The sequence below is a fragment of the Mycobacterium paraseoulense genome (assembly GCF_010731655.1).
GTDB classification, from domain to species: domain Bacteria; phylum Actinomycetota; class Actinomycetes; order Mycobacteriales; family Mycobacteriaceae; genus Mycobacterium; species Mycobacterium paraseoulense.
In genome coordinates, this window is record NZ_AP022619.1 from 2,817,375 (window position 1) to 2,836,754 (window position 19,380).

18 protein-coding genes are annotated in these 19,380 nt (G+C 68.7%); 6 read left to right on the forward strand and 12 right to left on the reverse strand.

Translation table 11 applies throughout. The features are described 5' to 3' along the window. Positions 1-5: 5 nt before the first annotated feature. Both G6N51_RS12865 and G6N51_RS12870 read right to left on the reverse strand, forming a co-directional pair. Complete coding sequence (locus tag G6N51_RS12865) at positions 6-728, reverse strand: CPBP family intramembrane glutamic endopeptidase (RefSeq protein WP_083172139.1); 723 nt, start codon at positions 726-728, stop codon at positions 6-8. Continuing rightward, positions 725-1,870 carry an NAD(P)H-binding protein gene (locus G6N51_RS12870; protein WP_083172140.1) on the reverse strand — a complete coding sequence of 382 codons (1,146 nt, stop codon included), beginning with the start codon at positions 1,868-1,870 and terminating at the stop codon, positions 725-727. The genes G6N51_RS12865 and G6N51_RS12870 overlap by 4 nt, the downstream gene beginning before the upstream one ends. 187 nt (positions 1,871-2,057) lie before the next feature. On the opposite strand from G6N51_RS12870, the gene G6N51_RS12875 reads away from it, so the two are divergent. Next, complete coding sequence (locus tag G6N51_RS12875; RefSeq protein WP_083172141.1) at positions 2,058-2,558, forward strand: isoprenylcysteine carboxyl methyltransferase family protein; 501 nt, start codon at positions 2,058-2,060, stop codon at positions 2,556-2,558. Further along, positions 2,555-3,571: an NAD(P)/FAD-dependent oxidoreductase gene (locus G6N51_RS12880; RefSeq protein ID WP_083172142.1), complete on the forward strand. Its 1,017-nt coding sequence runs from the start codon at positions 2,555-2,557 to the stop codon at positions 3,569-3,571. The genes G6N51_RS12875 and G6N51_RS12880 overlap by 4 nt, the downstream gene beginning before the upstream one ends. A gap of 5 nt (positions 3,572-3,576) precedes the next feature. Here G6N51_RS12880 and G6N51_RS12885 read toward each other — a convergent pair whose 3' ends face one another. The 10 genes from G6N51_RS12885 to G6N51_RS12930 form a co-directional block, all read right to left on the reverse strand. After that, positions 3,577-4,380: a crotonase/enoyl-CoA hydratase family protein gene (locus G6N51_RS12885; RefSeq protein ID WP_083172143.1), complete on the reverse strand. Its 804-nt coding sequence runs from the start codon at positions 4,378-4,380 to the stop codon at positions 3,577-3,579. Beyond that, positions 4,377-5,522: a thiolase family protein gene (locus G6N51_RS12890; protein ID WP_083172144.1), complete on the reverse strand. Its 1,146-nt coding sequence runs from the start codon at positions 5,520-5,522 to the stop codon at positions 4,377-4,379. The genes G6N51_RS12885 and G6N51_RS12890 overlap by 4 nt, the downstream gene beginning before the upstream one ends. Before the next feature lie 152 nt (positions 5,523-5,674). Further along, complete coding sequence (locus G6N51_RS12895) at positions 5,675-6,184, reverse strand: hypothetical protein (protein WP_083172145.1); 510 nt, start codon at positions 6,182-6,184, stop codon at positions 5,675-5,677. A gap of 333 nt (positions 6,185-6,517) precedes the next feature. Further along, positions 6,518-8,002, reverse strand: a complete 1,485-nt coding sequence (locus G6N51_RS12900; protein WP_083172146.1) for an aldehyde dehydrogenase family protein — start codon at positions 8,000-8,002, stop codon at positions 6,518-6,520. 90 nt (positions 8,003-8,092) lie between these two features. After that, positions 8,093-9,307: a cytochrome P450 gene (locus tag G6N51_RS12905; RefSeq protein WP_083172147.1), complete on the reverse strand. Its 1,215-nt coding sequence runs from the start codon at positions 9,305-9,307 to the stop codon at positions 8,093-8,095. Positions 9,308-9,309: 2 nt separating this feature from the next. Beyond that, a complete protein-coding gene (locus G6N51_RS12910; protein ID WP_083172206.1) occupies positions 9,310-10,299 on the reverse strand; it encodes an SDR family oxidoreductase in 990 nt (329 codons plus the stop codon). After that, the gene (locus G6N51_RS12915; RefSeq protein ID WP_083172148.1) at positions 10,292-11,434 is read right to left on the reverse strand and encodes a spirocyclase AveC family protein; all 1,143 of its coding nucleotides are present in this window, start codon (positions 11,432-11,434) and stop codon (positions 10,292-10,294) included. Before G6N51_RS12915 ends, G6N51_RS12910 begins: the two co-directional genes overlap by 8 nt. Positions 11,435-11,441: 7 nt before the next feature. Continuing rightward, positions 11,442-12,554 carry an ABC transporter substrate-binding protein gene (locus G6N51_RS12920; protein ID WP_083172149.1) on the reverse strand — a complete coding sequence of 371 codons (1,113 nt, stop codon included), beginning with the start codon at positions 12,552-12,554 and terminating at the stop codon, positions 11,442-11,444. 90 nt (positions 12,555-12,644) lie between these two features. After that, positions 12,645-13,487 carry a CbbQ/NirQ/NorQ/GpvN family protein gene (locus tag G6N51_RS12925; RefSeq protein WP_083172207.1) on the reverse strand — a complete coding sequence of 281 codons (843 nt, stop codon included), beginning with the start codon at positions 13,485-13,487 and terminating at the stop codon, positions 12,645-12,647. Positions 13,488-13,585: 98 nt separating this feature from the next. Then, positions 13,586-15,235 carry a nitric oxide reductase activation protein NorD gene (locus G6N51_RS12930; RefSeq protein WP_083172208.1) on the reverse strand — a complete coding sequence of 550 codons (1,650 nt, stop codon included), beginning with the start codon at positions 15,233-15,235 and terminating at the stop codon, positions 13,586-13,588. A gap of 136 nt (positions 15,236-15,371) precedes the next feature. On the opposite strand from G6N51_RS12930, the gene G6N51_RS12935 reads away from it, so the two are divergent. The 4 genes from G6N51_RS12935 to G6N51_RS12950 are packed head-to-tail and all read left to right on the forward strand — an operon-like array spanning position 15,372 to position 19,282. Further along, a complete protein-coding gene (locus G6N51_RS12935) occupies positions 15,372-16,346 on the forward strand; it encodes an SDR family NAD(P)-dependent oxidoreductase (RefSeq protein WP_083172209.1) in 975 nt (324 codons plus the stop codon). A gap of 43 nt (positions 16,347-16,389) precedes the next feature. Further along, the gene (locus tag G6N51_RS12940) at positions 16,390-17,535 is read left to right on the forward strand and encodes an acyl-CoA dehydrogenase family protein (RefSeq protein WP_083172150.1); all 1,146 of its coding nucleotides are present in this window, start codon (positions 16,390-16,392) and stop codon (positions 17,533-17,535) included. Further along, positions 17,532-18,635, forward strand: coding sequence for an acyl-CoA dehydrogenase family protein (locus G6N51_RS12945; protein ID WP_083172151.1), 1,104 nt, complete (start codon positions 17,532-17,534; stop codon positions 18,633-18,635). Before G6N51_RS12940 ends, G6N51_RS12945 begins: the two co-directional genes overlap by 4 nt. After that, a complete protein-coding gene (locus G6N51_RS12950; RefSeq protein ID WP_083172152.1) occupies positions 18,635-19,282 on the forward strand; it encodes a nitroreductase family protein in 648 nt (215 codons plus the stop codon). Before G6N51_RS12945 ends, G6N51_RS12950 begins: the two co-directional genes overlap by 1 nt. Positions 19,283-19,380: the final 98 nt, after the last annotated feature.

Below are 19,380 nucleotides of genomic sequence, written 5' to 3' on the forward strand. Positions count from 1 at the left end.
CGGCGTCAGACGCCGAACATGGGGGGCAGCGCAAGCACCATGATCAGCCCCCACACCAAGTGGGTGAGCATCGGCGCCAGGACACCGCCGGTCGCCCGGCGTTCGAACGCGCACACCGTCCCCAGGATGACCGCGGCGAAGCCGAGCATGGGGTTGCCGCTGGCCAGCGTCGCACAGGTGTAGAGGACGGTCGAAATCATGACGGGGTGATAGCGGCCCAGGGCGGTGTAGAGCGCGCCACGGAAGAACACTTCCTCGGCGACGCCGTTGACAAGCGTGATCGCCACGATCACCGGATACCAGCCGTGGTTGGCGTATTCCAGCACCCGGGTGATCAACTCCGCCACCGGCGTGATCTCCCGGGCGATCAGCCCGCCGATCACGAAGACCCCGCCGAGCAGGAGACCGACTGTCGTCCCGGTGATGACCGGCCGTTGATTGCGGCCGCGCCAGCAGATGCCGCCCAGGTGCAGCGGACCGGAGACGAACCCGCCGGCGACCCACACACCCGCCAGCGCCAGGGTCAGCCAGTAGAAGCTCGACTCGCCCGGGTGGCGCCGCAGCGAGAACGCCAGCACCGCCGCGCCGACCAACAGCGTCACCGTCACGATGACGCGCCGGCGACGTACGACGGCCGGCGATTCGTGATGGGGCACAGCGACGTTGGTGAGCGCGCGCCACCACTCGGACAGCGTGCCGGTGTTGGACCGAGCGGTTGACTGGCTCATGCGGGGTGCACCTTCGGGGTCAGGGCGATCAGGAGGTCAAGGCCGGTGCGAAGCGCTCCGGCGAGCGGGCCGGGCATCATACGCACCAGCCCCAGAGCCGGCCGCGCGATGGGCGGGGTGACCCGGCGCGCGACGCGGCGGATGCGCCGCACGTCACCGCCGGCCCACGCGGGATCGGTGTCGGCGAGGTGATGGGGATCGGCCAGGCCGTTGACGGGGCACGGGCGGTTCGACTGATCGGCCAAGGCTAGGGCGATGGCGTCGCCCACGCCGAGCAACCCGCCGGGCGGGTCGGGCACCCGATCGCGAAGGTCGCCCTTCGACGCCACCATCGGATGGTCCAGCGATTCGACCAGGTCCCCCGCCAGACCCGGCGGCACCGGCAGGGCGACGCCGGTGATCAGCGACGCCAGCCCGGTGGCGACCCTGCCGACCGGCAACCCGGCGTGCCACCTGCCGGAGATGCGCGTGTACGTCTTGAGCAGCTCCCGGTAGGACGTGGTGTCCGGGCCACAGATGTCATACGCCCCGGGCGGAACCCGGCCGGGGTCGGCGGCGGCGACGAGGTAATGCAGGACATCGCGGATCGAGATCGGGTCGATCGGGTTGTCCATCCAGCTCGGTATGGGAATGAGCGGGAAGCGGTCGCCGACGTAGCGCATCATCTCGAACGAGGTCGAGCCGGCGCCGATGATCATGGCCGCGCCGAGCCACACCAGCTCCGGGCCGTCTGGGACCGTCAAGGCCTCGGCGACCTCGGCCCGGCTTGTCAGGTGCTCGGACAGCACCTCGCCTGCGGGCACGAACCCGCCCAGGTAGACGATCCGGCGCACACCGGCGTCCCGGGCCGCCGCGGCCAGGTTCGCGGCCGCGGCCTTGTCGGCGTCGCGAAAGCCGGGCTGGCCGATGGCGTGCACGAGGTAATACACCACGTCAACGGGCCCGGAGGCGGCGAAGGCCGCCCGGATCGAGGCGGGATCCGCGGCGTCGAGGGCCACCGGTGTGACGTCGCCGTACCATCCGAACCGCCCGAGACGCGCGGGGTGTCGGGTGGCGGCCAGGACGTGGTGCCGCTCCGCCAGCAACGCCGTGACCAGGCGCGATCCGACATAACCGGTGGCACCGGTGACCAGGACCCGCATACCGTCGACACTAGCTCGGCGGGTCGGGGGCGCGGGGCCCGGCGTACGTAACCCCACCGCGGCATCCGGCCCGGATCGTCGCACTGGCGTTACGCTCGCGGCGGTGACCCGGCCTCGGGGTTGAACCCCCGGGGCCGCGGCACCGTGGACCCGGTACACGGGATCCTGGTCGACAGATAGCGGAGACATGTACTACCTGCTGGTTTTGGCGGTCGGCATCGAACGCGTGGTGGAGCTGGTGGTGTCCAACCGGAACGCGCAGTGGTCTTTCGCCCAGGGCGCCAAGGAGTTTGGTCGGCCGCACTACCCCGTGATGGTGTTCGTCCACACCGCGCTGCTGGCCGGCTGCATCGTCGAGCCGTGGGCGCTGCATCGGCCGTTCATCGGGTGGCTGGGCTGGCCGATGCTGGCTGTGGTGGCCCTCAGCCAGGGTCTGCGCTGGTGGTGCATCGCCACGCTCGGCCGGCGGTGGAACACCCGGGTGATCGTGCTGCCGGATGCCCCGCTCGTGCGGCAGGGTCCCTACCGCTGGCTGCACCACCCGAACTATGTTGCAGTGGTGGCCGAGGGGTTGGCGCTGCCGCTGGTGCACACGGCGTGGCTGACCGCGGCCCTTTTCACGCTGGCCAACGCGGCGTTGCTCAGGGTGCGGCTGCGGGTCGAGAACTCGGCTCTGGGCTACACGTGAGCGGTTACGACACCGACCTGTTGATCGTCGGCGGCGGGCCGGGAGGCCTGGCCACCGCGTTACACGCTCGCAGGCACGGACTTTCGGTGATCGTCGCCGACCCGCGCGAGGGTCCCATCGACAAAGCGTGCGGCGAGGGCCTGATGCCAGGCGGGCTGGCCGAGCTGACGTCGCTCGGGGTCGACCCCGCCGGCATGCCCTTCCACGGGATCGCCTACGTCAGCGAACACCGCCGGACGCAGGCGCGGTTTCGCAACGGGCCGGGCCGGGGCGTGCGACGCACCACTTTGCACGCGGCACTCGCCGCACGCGCGAAAGAGCAAGACGTCGAATGGCTTCGGGCGCGGGTGACCACCGTGGAGCAGGACGCCCACGGGGTGGCGGCCGCCGGTGTACGCGCGAAATGGATGGTGGCGGCCGACGGGCTGCACTCACAGGTCAGGCGGGCCGCCGGAATCACCGCGACCGCCGGAAAACCCCGGCGCTACGGCGTGCGCTGGCATTTCCGGGTGCCGGCATGGTCGGAATTCGTCGAGGTGCACTGGTCGCGGTGGGGTGAGGCGTACGTGACCCCGGTGGAACCGGACCTGGTCGGCGTGGCGATCCTCTCGCGCGGCCGGCCCGACCTGGCCTGGTTTCCCTCGCTGGCCCCGCAGTTGGCAGGCGCGGCGCCCGGGCCGGCCCGGGGGTGCGGCCCGCTGCGGCAGGTGGTGTCCCGGCGGGTCGCGGGGCGGGTGCTGCTGGTGGGGGACGCGGCCGGGTACGAGGACGCGCTGACCGGCGAGGGCATCAGCCTGGCGGTCAAACAAGCGGCCGCCGCCGTCGCCGCCATCGTCGACGAGTCCCCGGCGTCGTATGAGCTTGCGTGGCACCGGATTACCCGCAACTACCGACTACTCACCCGGGCCCTGGTGCTGGCCAGCGCCCCGGCGGTCACCCGCCGTGCCATCGTGCCCGCCTGCGCGCTGCTGCCCGGCGCGTTCCGGCGCGGGGTGAATGTCCTGGCGATGTAAGGGGGCTAGCGCGCCTTCCAGACCGGCTCCCGCTTCTCGGCGAACGCCAGCGGGCCCTCCTTGGCGTCTTCGGACCTGATCAGCACGCCCATCTCGGCCATCGTGCGCGCCCAGCCCGCCTCTTCGTCGGTGACGACGCCGTCGTCGACCCCATAGGCGATGCGCTTGCTGGCCTGCACCGACAGCGGCGCGTTGACGGTCACCCGCGCGGCCAGGGCGAGCGCGGCCTCGAGGACCGTGCCCTCCTTGACGACCTGATTGATCAGGCCCCATTCGAAGGCGTCGGCGGCGGTGATCGGCTCGCCGGTCAGCAGCAGCTCCATCCCCACCTTGCGCGGCAGCTGCTGCACGATCCGGAACACGCCGCCGGCGGCCGCGATCAGCCCGCGTTTGACCTCCGGCAGGCCGAACTTGGCCCGCTCGTCGGCCACCACCAGGTCACTGGCCAGGGCCAGCTCGGTGCCGCCGCCCAGCGCGGTGCCGTTGACCGCCGCGATGGTGGGCTTGTCGATGAAGTGGTGCACGTAGCCGGCGAACCCCCACTCCCCGTGGTCGGGGTGATACAGGTTCTCCCGGCGCGAGATCGCCTTGAGGTCGGCACCGGCGCAAAACGACTTGTCGCCGGCACCGGTGATCACCACCGCCCGCACGTCGGGATCGCGCTGCGCCTCGTCGAGCGCGTCCCCCACGCCGATGCTGACGGCGCCGTTGACCGCGTTGCGGGCTTCGGGCCGGTTGATCGTGATCAGCATGACGTTGCCGCGGCGGTCGACCAGCACCGCCGGCCGGTCGACCGGGGCGTCGGTCACAACAGCTCCACGATGGTGGCGTTGGCCTGGCCACCGCCCTCGCACATCGTCTGCAGGCCGTAGCGAATTCCCTTGTCCCGCATGTGATAAAGCAGCGTGGTCATCAACCGCGCACCTGAGCCGCCGAGCGGGTGGCCCAGCGCGATGGCGCCGCCGTTGGGGTTGAGCTTCTTCTCGTCGGCCCCAATGTCTTTCAGCCACGCCAGCGGGACGGGCGCGAACGCCTCGTTGACCTCGTAGGCCCCGATGTCGCCGATGGTGAGGCCGGACTTCTTGAGCGCCTTCTGCGTCGCCGGGATGGGCGCCGTCAGCATGATCACCGGGTCGGCGCCGGCCAGCACCGCGGTGTGCACCTTGGCGATCGGCGTGAGGCCCAGTTGCTTGGCCTTCTCTGCCGACATGAACAGCAGTGCGGCCGAACCGTCGGTGATCTGCGAGGAGTTGCCCGCGTGGATCACCCCGCCCTCCTTGAAGGCCGGCTTCAGCGACGCCATCTTCTCCATCGGGGTGCCGCGGCGGATACCCTCGTCCTTCAGAACCACGTTCCCGTCCTGATCCTTGATGCCGACGATCTGGTCGTCGAACGCGCCCGAATCTTGTGCCGCGGCGGCCTTTTCGTGTGATCCCAGCGAGAACTCGTCGAGCGCGGTGCGGTCGAAGCCCCACTGCTCGGCGATCATTTCGGCACCGATGCCCTGGTTCGGCGTCCGGTGGTAGCGGTCCTTGAAAGCCTGGGGGTACGGGTTGCCGCCGTTGGCCAGCGACGAACCCATCGGCGTCCGTGACATCGACTCGACACCGCCGGCGACGACGACGTCGTAGTGGCCCGCGACCACGCCCGCCGCGGCGAAGTGGATGGACTGCTGGCTCGACCCGCACTGGCGGTCGACGGTCACGCCGGGCACGGTCTCGGGCCATCCGGCGGCCAGCAGCGCGGTGCGGCCGATGTCGAGGGCCTGCTCACCGGCCTGCATCACGCAGCCCCAGATGACGTCGTCGACGATTCCCGGGTCGATGCCGGCCTTGTCGACCAGCCCGTTGAGGACCTGCGCGGACAGGTCGGCCGGGTGCACCCCGGACAGCCCGCCGTTGCGCTTGCCGAGCGGTGAGCGGACGGCCTCGACGATGACGGCTTCAGCCATGGTGTGTCTCCTTTGACGCGTGGAATTCAGACGAAGATCGTCCGTCGATTGTCAACCAACGCGTTGGACGGTCGCCTGCCGGGGTCGCTCCTATCGGAGTCGGCGGGTGCATGCCGCCCCGACACGAGACCGTCCAGGAGGATCAGCGGGTCTCATCGGGTGTAGGGCGCGGGACGGGCGTTCGCGTACCCGTCCCACCACCCGAACAAGCTGTTCAGGTCCTGACCGCCGTGGACGTTGAGGAGCAACAGTTCCCCTTCCCGTGTCCACTCGATATCGGGGGCGCCTTTGAAGGTGCCGCAGAAAATCTGGCCGGCGGTCTCGCCGGGACTCGCTGTGTAGTGCCACCGCCCCGGCGAGCCGTCCACACCCGGGCACGGCACCGGCGCGTAGTCAGACCCACGGCTGGCCAGGTCATTCTGGAAAGCACTGTTCATCGAGTCCAGGTCGGCAAATCGCGTGAAGCGCCCGGCCATCGGAGCCGAGAGCCCGGCATTTTGGTCGCAGTCCAGACTGGCCACGGACCCGGGGGGCGCGTCGCTGGAAGGTTTGCAGGCATTGCCCGCGAATCCGAAGGGCAACTCGTCAACGATTTGTTGCTCTTCGTGGTTGAACGGAATGGCGCCTGCGGGCGCAGCGCCGACGTGCGTGGTGAGACTCAAACCACCGAGGAGAGTTAGCACGCCGAAGGCGCGGCGGGCGACCCGCCGTGAAACCAGCGGCCGGTGCGAGCGTGCCCATGAGAGCGTGAAACCGAAACGTGGACTATCCATCGGAGTATTTGACCATTTGACCGAGGGCCTGTACCAGGGATTGAATCCGCTTTTTCCAGGACGTTGGGCTTTTCCGCATGCAGGCCGCGTCCTTCACGGCGCCACCGTTTTGGTATCCCAGCAGACAAACAACTCGGGGTGGTCAAACCGGGCGTCGTTCAGACCGTCCACACGCAACGCCGGAACGCCGGAACGTATTGACTTGCCCCGCCGTTCCTTACCTCACCCGGCGGGGTAGCCGACCGATTTGATCTCGGTGTACTGGTCGAACCCGGCGACCCCGTTCTGGCGGCCCACCCCGCTGTACTTGTAGCCGCCGAACGGGGTGTCGGCGCCGTACGGTGCGCCGCCGTTGACGCCCATGAAGCCGGCCCGGATCCGGCGGGCCACCGCCAGCGAGCGCTCCAGCGAGCCCGACATCACGTTGCCGGCCAGGCCGTACTTGCTGTCGTTGGCGATCCGGATCGCGTCCTCCTCGTCGTCGAACGGGATGACGGCGAGCACCGGGCCGAAGATCTCCTCCTGGGCGATGGTCATGGAGTTGTCGACATCGGTGAAAAGCGTTGGCCTGACATAGAAACCCTTGTCGAAGCCGGTGGGCGCGTCCGGCCCGCCGACGAGCGCGGTCGCGCCCTCTTCGACGCCCTTGCGGATGTAGCCCATCACGCGGTTGCGCTGCACCTCCGAAATCACCGGGCCGCACAGCGTTCCCGGGTCCTGCGGGTCGCCGCACGTGACGTTCTCGTAGATGCTCTTCAGGATTTCCACGCCCTCGTCGTAGCGCGACCGCGGCAACAGCATCCGGGTGGGATTCGCGCAGCCCTGTCCGGCGTGCATGCACGGTGCGATGCCGATCGCGCACGCCAGGCCGAAGTCGGCGTCCTCCAACACGATGGTGGCCGACTTGCCCCCGAGCTCGAGAAACAGCCGCTTCATCGTCGCGGCGCCCTTTTCCATGATCCGCTGCCCCACGACGGTCGAGCCGGTGAACGAGATCAGGTCGACCTTGGGCGAGAGGGTAAGTTCCTCGCCCACAAAGTGATCCGACGCGGTCACGACGTTCACGACACCCGCGGGGATGTCGGTCTTCTCGGCGATCAGCCGGCCCAGCCGGGTCGCGTTGAACGGGGTGTTCGGCGCCGGCTTGAGCACCACGGTGTTGCCGGTGCCCAGCGCCTGACCGAGCTTGTTGAGGGTCACCTCGAACGGGAAGTTCCACGGCACGATCGCGCCGACGACGCCCACCGGCTCGCGCCACACCTTGCGGGTCGTCAGCGTGCCGGTCAGGCTGATCACCTTGTCCCCCAGGTCGGTCTCCCAGGCGTACTCGTCGATCAACCGGGCGGGATACTTCAGCCCGTCCTCCAGCGGGGCGTCCAGCTGGGGCCCGAAAGTGATGGCCCGCGGCGATCCCACCTCGAGGATCAGCTCCTCGCGCAGCTCTTCCTTCTCCGATTCGATCGCCTCGTGCAGCTGCAACAGGCAGCGCTTGCGCAGCTCGCGGTTGGTCGACCAGTCGGTCTCGTCGAAGGCGCGGCGGGCGGCGTCGATCGCCCGGTGCATGTCCTCCTTGGACGCGTCGGCGACCTCCCCGAGCGGCTCCTCGGTGGCGGGGTTGATGTTGGTGAAGGTGCCGGCTTGGCCGTCGACGAGCTTGCCGTCGATCATCATCTTCGGCTCGAAACGCACCTTTACAGCCTCGGTCATATCTGTCACTCTCTTTTGAATCGCGGAGGGGCTATGGAGAGCCTTACCGGAAACTAGCCGATTGGCAAGCGCAAACGTCTGGGGGCCTGGTCATTGGGGGTCGAACAGCACCGGCACCGAGGTGGGCGACCGGAAGACCTGCCCGCGGATGTGCGGGTCGTCCGCGCCGGGGTCCAGCCGCAGGTTGGGCAGCCGGTCCAGTAAAAGGTTGACGGCGGTGCGCATTTCCAGCCGCGCCAGGTGCATGCCGAGGCAGACGTGCACCCCATGCCCCCAGCCCAGGTGTCCCCTGGCCTGCCGGAAGATGTCGAACCTGTCCGGATCGGGGTAGCGGTCTTCCTGGCGGTTGGCCGAGCCCAGCATCGGCATCACCGTCGAGCCTTCCGGTATCGGCACCCCGCCGAGTTCGGTGTCGCGGGTGGCCACCCGGGTGATGGTTAGCAGGGGCGGTTCCCACCGCACGCCCTCCTCGATGGCCTGCGGCAGCAGCGACCGGTCCGCGCGGATGGCGTCCAGCTGTGCGGGATCCGAAAGCAGGGCCAGCAGCAGGCTGCCCAACGACCGGTACGTCGTCTCCACCCCGGCGGGCAGCAGCAGGCGCAGGAAGGAGTAGATCTCCTCGTCTGCGAGCTTCTCTCCGTCGATCTCCGCCTCCGCCAGCGCGCTGATCAGATCATCCTTGGGTTCGGCCCGGCGGGCCTGCAGGATGGGTGCGAAGTAGTCGCAGAGCGCGGCCGAGGCGGCCAGGCCGCGTTCGGGGTTGAGAATCCAACTCAGCAACGAGATCGACCACCGCTGGAACTGGGGATAGTCGTCCTGCGGCAGGCCCAGCAGGCCCGCGATGATCTGACTCGGGTAGTCGAAGGTGAATTCCTTGACCAGGTCGGCCTTTCCGTTCGCCGCGAACTTGTCGATCAGGCTGTTGCCCACCCGTCCGACAAGCTCGTCCTCCCAGCGCGCCAGCGCCTTCTGCGAGAACGCCTTTGACACCAGTGACCGCAGCCGGCCGTGCACCGGCTCGTCCATGCCGAGCATGACCCGCTCCCCCAGCACCGGGCCGAACGCGGCGATCACGGCCGCCGACGAGAATGTCTCGTTGTCGCGCAGCATCTGCTGGGCTTCTTCGTGGCGGTAGACGATGAAGACCGGTTTGGATTCCTCGTGCGGCATCCCGGAGACGTCCAGTCGCTGGACGGGCTCCTCGCGCCGCAGCCGCGCCAGTTCCGTGTAGGGGTCGCGCACGTCGCCGGAGACCGCATCGTCGAAGGCGCCGAAATCCTCCAGGTCGTCGAAAAGCTGTTCCACTGTTACCCCTCATTTCCCTTGCGGCGCTTGGCCGCCAGCGCGGCCAAGCGTTGCAACACCGGCTGCGGCAGAACGCGCGCCGCGAATACCATCGCCCGTTGGCCCGCTGTCAGCGGCCACGCCCCGTCCCGCATCGAACCCTGCCTGGGTATGCCCAGCACGACCCGCGACACGTGATGCATGCCGGAAGCCGGCAGGATCCTGTTGGCGGCCAGCAACATCGACGCGTCCGGCCCGACGCCGCGGCGGCGGAAGGGCGCTCGGTCATCCAGCGCCTCGAGCAGGCCGTCGGTGAACTTCTCGGGTCGCCGGGCCAGTTTCATCGCGGCCCTGCCCCGGCTGTTCATCGTGTTGTGCAGCCGGGCGTACGGGCCGCCGAAGTCGCGATTGTCGGTGGTGCCCGCGTCGGTGATGATCTCGGTGTCGTACGTGCCCGCCACCAACACGGTGACACCCAAACCGAAGGGCGCGATCTCGCACGCCATGGCCTCACCCCACCGCTCCAACGCGCCCTTGGCCGCCGAGTACGGCGCGGTGGCCGGCTGGCCGCGCACGCCGGCCGCGCTGGAAACCAGGACGATGCGCCCCCCGCCGGCCGCCCGCATCGATGGCAGCAATGCCTGGGTGAGCGCAACGGGGCCCATGACAGTGGTTTGGAACATCCTCTGCCACAACGCCATATCGGTCTCCTCCACCATTCCGGCGGCGGAGATGCCGGCGTTGTGCACCACCGCGTAGGGAGCGCCGACGGCCTCCTCGATCGCCTTGGCCGCCGCGGAGATCGACGCGGGGTCCAGCAGATCGAGCTGCACGCCGACCAGCCGATCGTCGTCCTGGTGGGCACCCGTGGCCTCCCGAAGCAGCGGGAGCCCGCCGTCGGGCGTCCGCATGGCCGCGACCACGCGCCAGCCTTCGCGGTACAGGCGCACCGCCGACGCGAACCCCAGACCTCGGGACGCGCCGGTCAGGACGACGCTGCGCGGCTCAGCCATGCGCGCTCGGGGTTGCGCAGGCGCCCACGCCCGGCGGCGGGGGATCGACATGGGGTCGCCCATTGGGCTCCCCGCTTGCCCAGGTCGACCAGATGCCGACCGAGTACGGACCTTGCGCACCAGCCTTCTCGTAATAGCCTTGCGGGTCATACACTTTCGCCTCGGGGTACGGCCACGGGCACGCGACGGAGGTGGCCGCGTGGCTGACCTTGATGATCCAGAACCACGCCCCGTAGGCGAAGTAGGACACGTTGATGATGGCGAACATCACCAGGAACGTGCCGAGCACCGGACGCGTCGGGAAGATCTTGGCCTTCGCGGCCAGCTTCTCCGCCACCGATTTACCGGTGTCGTCGCGGTAGCAGAGGATTGCCGCCGGCACCATCACGAAGGTCACCGAGAACGACTCCCAGATCAGCGGGAACTGGAACGTCGTGCCGGTGAACACCGAGCCCCACGGGATCACCTGGGAGTAGATGTACATGCCCATGTGGACGAGCTGAATCTCCAGCCAGGCGTCGAAGACGAAGCCGATCACACATGTCAGCAGGCCCAGGCTGATCAGCGGGTGGCGCGACACGAACGCCGTCGGACCGTACTTGGCCTGCAGTTTGCGCAGGATCCAGATCGCCGGGAAGTAGGGTCCGAAATAGAAAGTGACGTACCCGAAGACGACGAACGGCTCGACGGTGGGCGATAGTGACACCAGCGGCCAGGACTCCGGCCAGTGGATGAGGTCGGGGTTGTACACGGCGAACGGGGCCCAGTTCATGATCGGGTCCTGCCACACGATCAGAGTGGTGCACAGGAACATCAGCATCACCGGGCTGCCCGGATTGCGGCGCCAGCCCCTGACGAACACCGCGAGCAGGACGAGCAGCATGATGACGGTGGAGATGTGCAGGAAGGTGATGTAGTCCAGTCCGAAGATGAACCGCACCGGACGGGGCCGCCCCTGCACATTCGGGTTGGCGACTCGCGGGTCGAGGGCGACGCGGCAATTCGCGATGAAGAAGAGCGCGAACGCCGCCAGCGCGGCCCCGGCGATCCAGCCGCCCCAGCCGCGCTTCTCGGTATGCCGTGGCGACGCGGATTGCTCCTGCGCCACCGGCGATTCGGATTGGTCGGTGCTCATGTCAGCCTCACTCTCCGAAGCGATCGACCAGGTGGGAGTTGGTGCCGTCGGCATCCAGGGTCCGGGCCACCAGATAGCCGGCGCCCATCCACGCGCGGCGAGTCCATTTCCCGAAGGAGACGCGGGTGCCCGGCGAGCCCGAGGCGGCGGGCATCATCTTCACCCGCTCCAGCGCTTCCTTGACGCCGCGCGGGCTGAGCGGGTGAGCGTCGGCGAACGCGCGGACGAGGGTGGCGGCCACGTCGTGGTTGACCACCACCACGCAATATTCGGGACGGCTGCCATCGTATTTCGTTGCGTAACGGTCGAGGAATTCCTGACCGAGCCGGTTCGCCTCGTCGTACTGATCGACCCCGACCCACCCCATGAACGCATTCCACATGATCGGGTTCACCCAGGCGTTCTGGAAAGCCGTGGTGGTGAATCGCGGTGGATCCCAATTCACGGCTTCCAGCGCGGGGTTGATGAAGACGATGCCGAAGCCGAAACCCAGATGCACGATCGCCTGAGACTTGGCTTCGTGCAGCGCGCGGACGGCATCGTTGATGTCCTGCGCGGTCTGGGCGATAGGCGCTTCCGCGACGATGCGAATCCCGTTGCGCCGGCATGCGCTTCGCAGGTTCTTCAGGTAGCTCTCGCCGATCAGGTTCTGCTCCACGAGGACTCCGATTTCGGAGAATCCGCGTTTGGCGACGAGGTCGGCGATGAAGATCGGCTCGTCGGTCATCGAGCCCTGCGGGAAGGCGAAGGTCCACTCGCCCAGCCAGTCATCCGTGCCGGTGACGCTGATCGCCGGCACCTTGAACCGCTCCTCGATCGCCTCGCGGGTGGGCACGCAGTTGTCGGTGATGTGCGGTCCGAACACCACCAGGCAGCCCTCGTCGACAAGCTCGCCGAACGCGTCGATGACGGCCTTGACCGAACCTTTGGGTAGACCCTCCACCTCGCGGTAAATCATTTGCACCGGACGATCGAGCAGGCCCTGTTCGACGGCCTCTTCGAAGATCAGGTCGAAGCACCGCGTGAAACTCGCCATCAGTTCTTCGGGGAATCCCGGTGGCAGCGTGAAGTCCATCAGGTAGCCGACCTTGATCGGCTCAGCGCTGCTTTCGTAGGACATCTGACCTCCCGGGTGACGAACTCACACGCGTCGATCGAGCACAAACCTAATTTTTGTTCAGACCCTAGCGGGGGGCGTATGCAGCGTCAATCATTCGGCCGCTCCGCCCAGATAGATCTCGATCATCTCGCCCAGGGCCCTGCCCACCGCCATGTCGTCGGTCAGCGGCCCCGCGATCGCGGCCCGGGCCGCCTCGCGCATGGTGAGCCCCTCCGCTACCAGCCTGCCCGCGGCGATCAGCACGCGGGTCGACGCGACCTCGCGCAGCCCGCCGGTTTCCAGCCGGCGGATGGCCTGCCCTAAGCGCACCAGTTCCGCGGCGGTGGCACCGTCCACGCCGGCCTCGTGCGCGACGATCCCCTCTTCGACATCGGCTGCGGGAAAACCGAATTCGATGGCGACCATCCGCTGCCGGGTCGAATCCTTGAGGTCTTTCAGCACGCTCTGGTAGCCGGGGTTGTAGGACACCACCAGGCCGAAGCCGGGCGCCGCGTCCAGCGTGACACCGAGCCGCTCGATCGGCAGCTGCCGCCGGTGATCGGCGAGCGGGTGCAGGACCACGGTGGTGTCCTGGCGGGCCTCCACCACCTCGTCGAGGTAGCAGATCGCCCCTTCGCGCACGGCGCGCGTCAGCGGCCCGTCCACCCACACGGTTTCGTCGCCCTGCAGTAGGTACCGGCCGACCAGGTCGGCGGTGGTGAGGTCGTCATGGCAGGCGACCGTGATGAGCGGCCGGCCGAGATCGTGGGCCATGGCCTCGACGAATCGGGTCTTGCCACACCCCGTGGGCCCCTTCAGGACGAGGGCCAGACCCTGGCGGTACGCCGCCTTGAAAATGGCTTCCTCGCCGCCGATCGCCCGGTAGTAGGGACGCGACCCCTCAGCCCCGGGCATCGCGCCGTTCCGGTGCACCAGCCCGGACTCGTTGGCCATCGCTTCTGTCATGGTGAATGCACCCTATCGCGGAACAGATGTTTGTTTCAAGCTCTCTGACGAGCGGGTTTAGGATGGGCAATTGATTCCCCCGGCGCTCACGACACCCGGCGCCGGACCTCGGCCGAGCGCAGCGCGGACCGGAACAGCGGGCCGATCACGCCGGCGAGTTGGTCCGGGCGCGCGATCGTGGCATGCGCGGCGCTACCGAACACCCGGCGCAACGACTGCACGTCGGTACCCGCGCCGACGGTCAGGCATACGCAGCCGGTGCCGCGGCGGCGGGCCTCGGTCAAGGCGCGGCGCGCATCGGCGGCACCGTAGGCCCGCTCGTAGCCGTGGTCGTAGGCCAGTCCATCGGACAGCACCACCAGCAGCCGCCGCGAAGTCCCGCCGCGCGCCTCCAGCACCGCCGACCCGTGCCGGATGGCCGCGCCCAGGCGCGAATACGCGCCCGGCTCAAGGCTGTTGAGCCGTCGCATGACTCGGGCGTCGAGGTGATCGTCGAACCGCTTGACCGGCATCATGTGCACCGCGCGCCGGCCCTGCGAGCAATAGGCGTAGAGCGCGACCCGGTCACCCAGGTCGTGCAGCGCGATGGTGAGGTTGGCGGCCGCCGTGCGCTGTTGCTCGTGCACCGTGCGCCCGACCGTGCCGGGCTCGGCGGCCGACCCCGACACATCGAGCAGAAGGAGCACCGACAGATCTCGCCGGCGCCGCAGGCTGTCGAGATACACCGCCTCGTCGGGCACCGACCCCGCCAGCACCTCGACGCGGGCCTCGACCGCCGCGTCGATGTCGATGTCGTCGCCCTGTGTCTGCCGGTGGCGGCGGTGCAGGCCCATCCCGAGCCGGGACAGCGGGCGGCGCACGCTGATCGCGGCTTCGATCGCGTGCGTCGCCGACGGTTTGATCTCCACCTCCACCTCGCGCACGGTGCACCACGCGGGCCGGTACATCTTTCGCCCGCCGTCCCATTCCGGGTAGGTGACGCCGTCCGCGGACGTCGGCTGGTCCTCGCCGTCCTCGCTCGACGTGGCGGCCAGCGACGTCACCGCATGCAATCCGCGCTGGGCGGAGTTGGTCCGATGCGTCGGGGTGTCCGCACCGGGCGGTCCCCCACCGCTCCCGGTCTTGCGCGCCGACGAGAGCATCTTCTTCAGCCACTTGCCGATGAAACCGCCGCCGCCCACCGGGCTGGTGAACATGTCTGGATCGTCCGAATCGTCGGTCTCGCCGTCGTCGAGTTCCTCCAGGTCGTTGGTGCCCTGGCGCCTCGGTACGTGTCGGGGGTCTTCCTTGTCCTGCTGGTCGGCGGCCCGGGCGCAGGCGGCCAGCACCTTCGCCGCGCGGATGACACCGAATTCGGGTGCCGCATCGCCGATCGGCGTCCGCCCGTTGGCGATTCGCAGCGAAGCCGCGGGCGAATCGCTGCGCCGCGCGGTGGCGGGGTCGGCCAGCGACGCCAGAACACCGGGCAGCAGGTCGGCGTTGGCGGTGAGCGCACGGTGACCTTCCACCGCCAGGTAACGCTTGGCCACCCGGGGGCGGCGCAGCAGGCGGCGCATCGCGTCCGGATCCAGGCTGCCGGCCGCGATCATCGACGCCTGCACGGCAACGGCTTCAAGCTGCCCGCGGGCGCCCGCACCGGCATCGATGTGGATGGTCTGGCCGTCGGTCCATGACGGTTCGCCCGGACGCACTTCGGCGACCGCCACGGCCCGGCCCGCCAGCGCGGATGCCAGCATGCCGAGGCCGGGCAGCCGGTCACCTCGAACGTCGGTGGACACGCTCGATCTCCGCACGCCTGGACTCCGTTGACCAAATATCTGTTCCACCGTAGAGTCCGGTGCCACGGCAGTCAATCAGGGCAAGGAGCACATGGTGATTGACTTCACCGGGCAGGTCGCGGTCGTCACGGGCGCGGGCCGCGGACTCGGTCGGCTGTACGCGTTGGACCTGGCGCGCCGCGGCGCCGCGGTGGTGGTCAATGACATCGGGGGCTCGATGCGCGGCGAGGGCACGGACTCCCGCGTCGCCGACGACGTGGTCGACCAGATCAAGAGGGCCGGTGGCACCGCGATCGCCTCCTACGACTCCGTCGACAGCCCAGCGGGCGGCCAGGCGATCATCGACGCGGCCGTCGAGGCGTTCGGGCGGCTGGACGCGGTCATCAGCAACGCCGGCATTTTCGGCACCGTCGCCTTCGAGGACCTCTCACTTGACGACTGGGCCCGGATGCTGCGGGTGCATCTCGACGGCGGTTTCTATCTGTCCCAGCCCGCGTACCGCGTGATGAGGAACAACGGGGGCGGCCGGTTCGTGTTCATCTCGTCGTCCGCCGGGATCTTCGGTCAGCCGATGGAGGCCCACTACGCGGCGGCGAAGGCGGGCCTGGTCGGGTTGACGAACGTGATCGCGATCGAGGGCGAGGCGCACGGCATCGTCGCGAACTCCGTTATGCCGACCGGCTTCTCACGCATGGTGACCGAGACCGTCGGCGACGAGAAGTTCCTCGCCGAATCCGGATTCATGCAGGCCATCAGGCCAGAGCTCGTGGTGCCGCTGGTGACCTTCCTGGCCAGCAGCGCGTGCACGTTCACCCACCGCAATTATTCGGCCGCCGCCGGCCGCTACGCGCGCGTGTTCGTCGGCCTGAGCGAGGGTTGGCTCGCGGACGCCGCGAGCCAACCGACGGCCGAAGACATCCAGGCGCACCTCGAGCAGATCTCGTCGACGGAGAAGTTCGTCGTGCCCGCGTCGATCGTGGACGAGGTGCTCGAGGTATGCGCACGACGCGGCGTGAGCGCGATGCCGGGCGAGGCCGATGTCGCCTTCCCCGAACCACGGGGGAGCTGACCGTTATTGACCGGCTATCTGCTCAAACGTAAAGTCCCGACAAGTGGACTTTTCATATCCGGCGGGCGTGGAGCAGTTCCGCATCGAGCTGCGCGACTGGCTATCGAAGAACCTGACCGACGAGCTGGTGGCCGCCCGTCGGCCCTCCGGACGCGATGACGCCGCGTTCGAGCTGCTGCGCGCGTGGAGCGCGACGATGGCCGATGCGGGCTGGGCCGCGGTCTCGTGGCCTCGCGAGTACGGCGGCCGCGGCGCGACGGTTCTCGAGCAACTCGTCTACACCGAGGAAACCACGCGCGCTCGAGCGCCCATGCCGCTCAATGTCATTGGGCTGAATAACATCGCGCCGGCCATCATGCAATACGGAACCGAGTCACAGAAGCTCACGCTACTCCCCCGCATGATGCGCGCCGACGACATCTGGTGCCAAGGGATGTCGGAACCCGAAGCGGGGTCCGATCTCGCGGCACTGCGCACCCGCGCGGTGCGCGATGGTGACGACTTCGTCGTCAACGGCCAGAAGATCTGGACGTCGCTCGGGCATCGGGCGGATTGGTGCCAGCTATACGTGCGCACCGATCCCGAAGCGCCCAAGCACAAGGGCATCTCCTGCCTGATCGTCGACATGACACTGCCCGGCATCGAAGTCCGCCCGCTGGTGACGCTCAACGGCGACGCCGATTTCGCCGAGGTCTTCTTTCACGACGTGCGCGTGCCCGCCGACGCGTTGCTCGGGCCACTGAACGCGGGCTGGCGGGTGGCCACCACCACGCTCAGTCACGAGCGCGCCGGCGCCGCCCGGCTGTACGCCGAAATGCAGGTTCGGCTTGAGGAATTGGCCGACGACATCGCCGCGCACACCGACGCGCTCGGTGATCCCGTGACATTGCGGCGCCTCGGTGAAATCGCGCTTCGCATCAAGTATCTGGAAGTCCTGTGCCAGAGGTCGATCTCGGCCACGCTGCACGGCGGAGACGCGTTCGGTTCGGCCAGCCTCGCCAAGACCGTGTGGGGGGAAATCGGGCAGGACATGGCGGCACTGGCCTTCGACGTGCTGGGCACGAGCGGCGCCGGCGCGCCGTGGGCGAACTACCGCCTGACGTCGCGCTCGCTGACCATCGCGGGGGGCACCAGCCAGATCAACAAGAACATCACCGCCCAGCGTGTCCTCGGGCTGCCGCGCACATGAATCTCGAACTCACCGACGAGCAGGTGGCGCTGCGCGACACCACCCGCCGCTATCTCGCCGAAAAGGCCTCCGTCTCCGATCATGTGCGCCCGCTACTCGACGACCCGACCGGCACCACCGAACCCGTGTGGCGCGGCCTTGCCGAGCTCGGGACCACGGGTCTGCTGGTGCCTGAGGACTACGGCGGCGCCGGCATGACGATGGTCGAGGCCGGAATCGTCGCTGAAGAGCTCGGTGCCGCCCTGCACCCGGGGCCGTGGTTGTCGACCGCGGTCGCCGCGGCCAGGGCGCTGACGCGGCTCGGCGCCACCGCCGGCGCAGCCGAGCTGCTGAGCGGGATCGCCGACGGCACCACGGTCGCCACCGTGTGCTTCCTGGATGCCGACACCGCTTCGGCTGCCGCGAGCCGCCGGGGCGGCGACGCCGTGTTGCTAGGCGAGATCGCCGCCGTACCCGACGCCGCCGCCGCCGACGTGCTGTTGACGCTCGCCGAGGACGATGGCGGTCAAGGGCTTTTCGCGGTGCGGACCGCGTCGCCGGGTGTCTCGGTCGCGCCCGAGCGCGGTATCGACCAGACCCGCAAGCAGTTCCGGGTCGCGTTCGACTCGGCGCCCGCACAGCGGCTGGGCGCGGCTTCCCGGGAGGATGTCGCGGCGGTGGTTGACGACGTGCTGGTCGCGACCGCCGCCGACGCGCTCGGCGCAGCGCGCGCCGTCATGACGACGGCCATCGAATACGCCAAAACCAGAACGCAATTCGGTCAGCCCATCGGCTCGTTCCAGGCGGTCCAGCATTTGTGCGTCGACATGTTCGAGACCGTCGAATTGGCCCGCAGCGGTGTGACCCACGCGCTGTGGGCCGCCGACAACGCCGACGCCGACGAGCGGCACCAGTCCGCGATACGGACGAAGGCGTTCGCCGGGCGCCTCGCCACGGTGGGCGACACGGCCATCCAGGTGTTCGGCGGGATCGGCTACACCTGGGAGCACGACGCGCACCTCTACCTCAAGCGGCTGCTGAGCTGGAGCGCGTTCCTGGCGGGGCCCGACCGATACCTCACCGAACTCGGTGCGCGCCTTGCCAACAGGGGTCATCGGTGATGGATATCGAGTACCTCCTCACCGCCACCCGTTCGGCGCGCAAGACGCTCGACGTGGACGCGCCGGTCGACCTCGCGGACATCCGGGAGTGCCTGCGCATCGGTTTGCAAGCGGCCAACGGCTCCAATCAGCAGTCCTGGCGGTGGCTCGTGGTCAGCGACCCGGCATTGCGCAACGAGATCGCCGAGCTGTACCGCGCCGCCTACCTGCTGCGGGTCGGTGGCCGGCTGATCGCCGACGTGGTGCCGGCGGGAACGCCCGAAGGCCGGATCATGTCGTCGACGGAGTGGTTGGTCACCAATATGGCGAAGGTTCCGCTGCTGGTGATTCCCTGCTACCAGCCCTACCTGCCGCGCATCGAAGGCGACGAATTGTTTCACCAGGCCACGCTCTACGGCTCGATCTTCCCGGCAGTGTGGAACTTTCAGCTGGCGCTGCACACCCGGGGCTACGGCACCTGCATCACCACCCTGCATCTGCATCGTGAGGAGGAGGTGCGGCGGCTGCTCGGGATTCCCGAGACCTACGTCCAGGGTTGTCTGCTGCCGGTGGGCCGGCTGCGCGCCGGGCACACGTTCCGGCCCGCCCGGCGACGGCCCGTCGGCGAGGTGGTCGCGCGCGACGGTTGGGACGGGCCCGCGCTCTAGAATGGTCCCGTCACCGTCGTTATGCAGCGCATTCGTTGCGCCCGGTCTGATAACCTCTAACAAAGATTTGGTTCGGTGAGAGGGACGAATGCGAATGG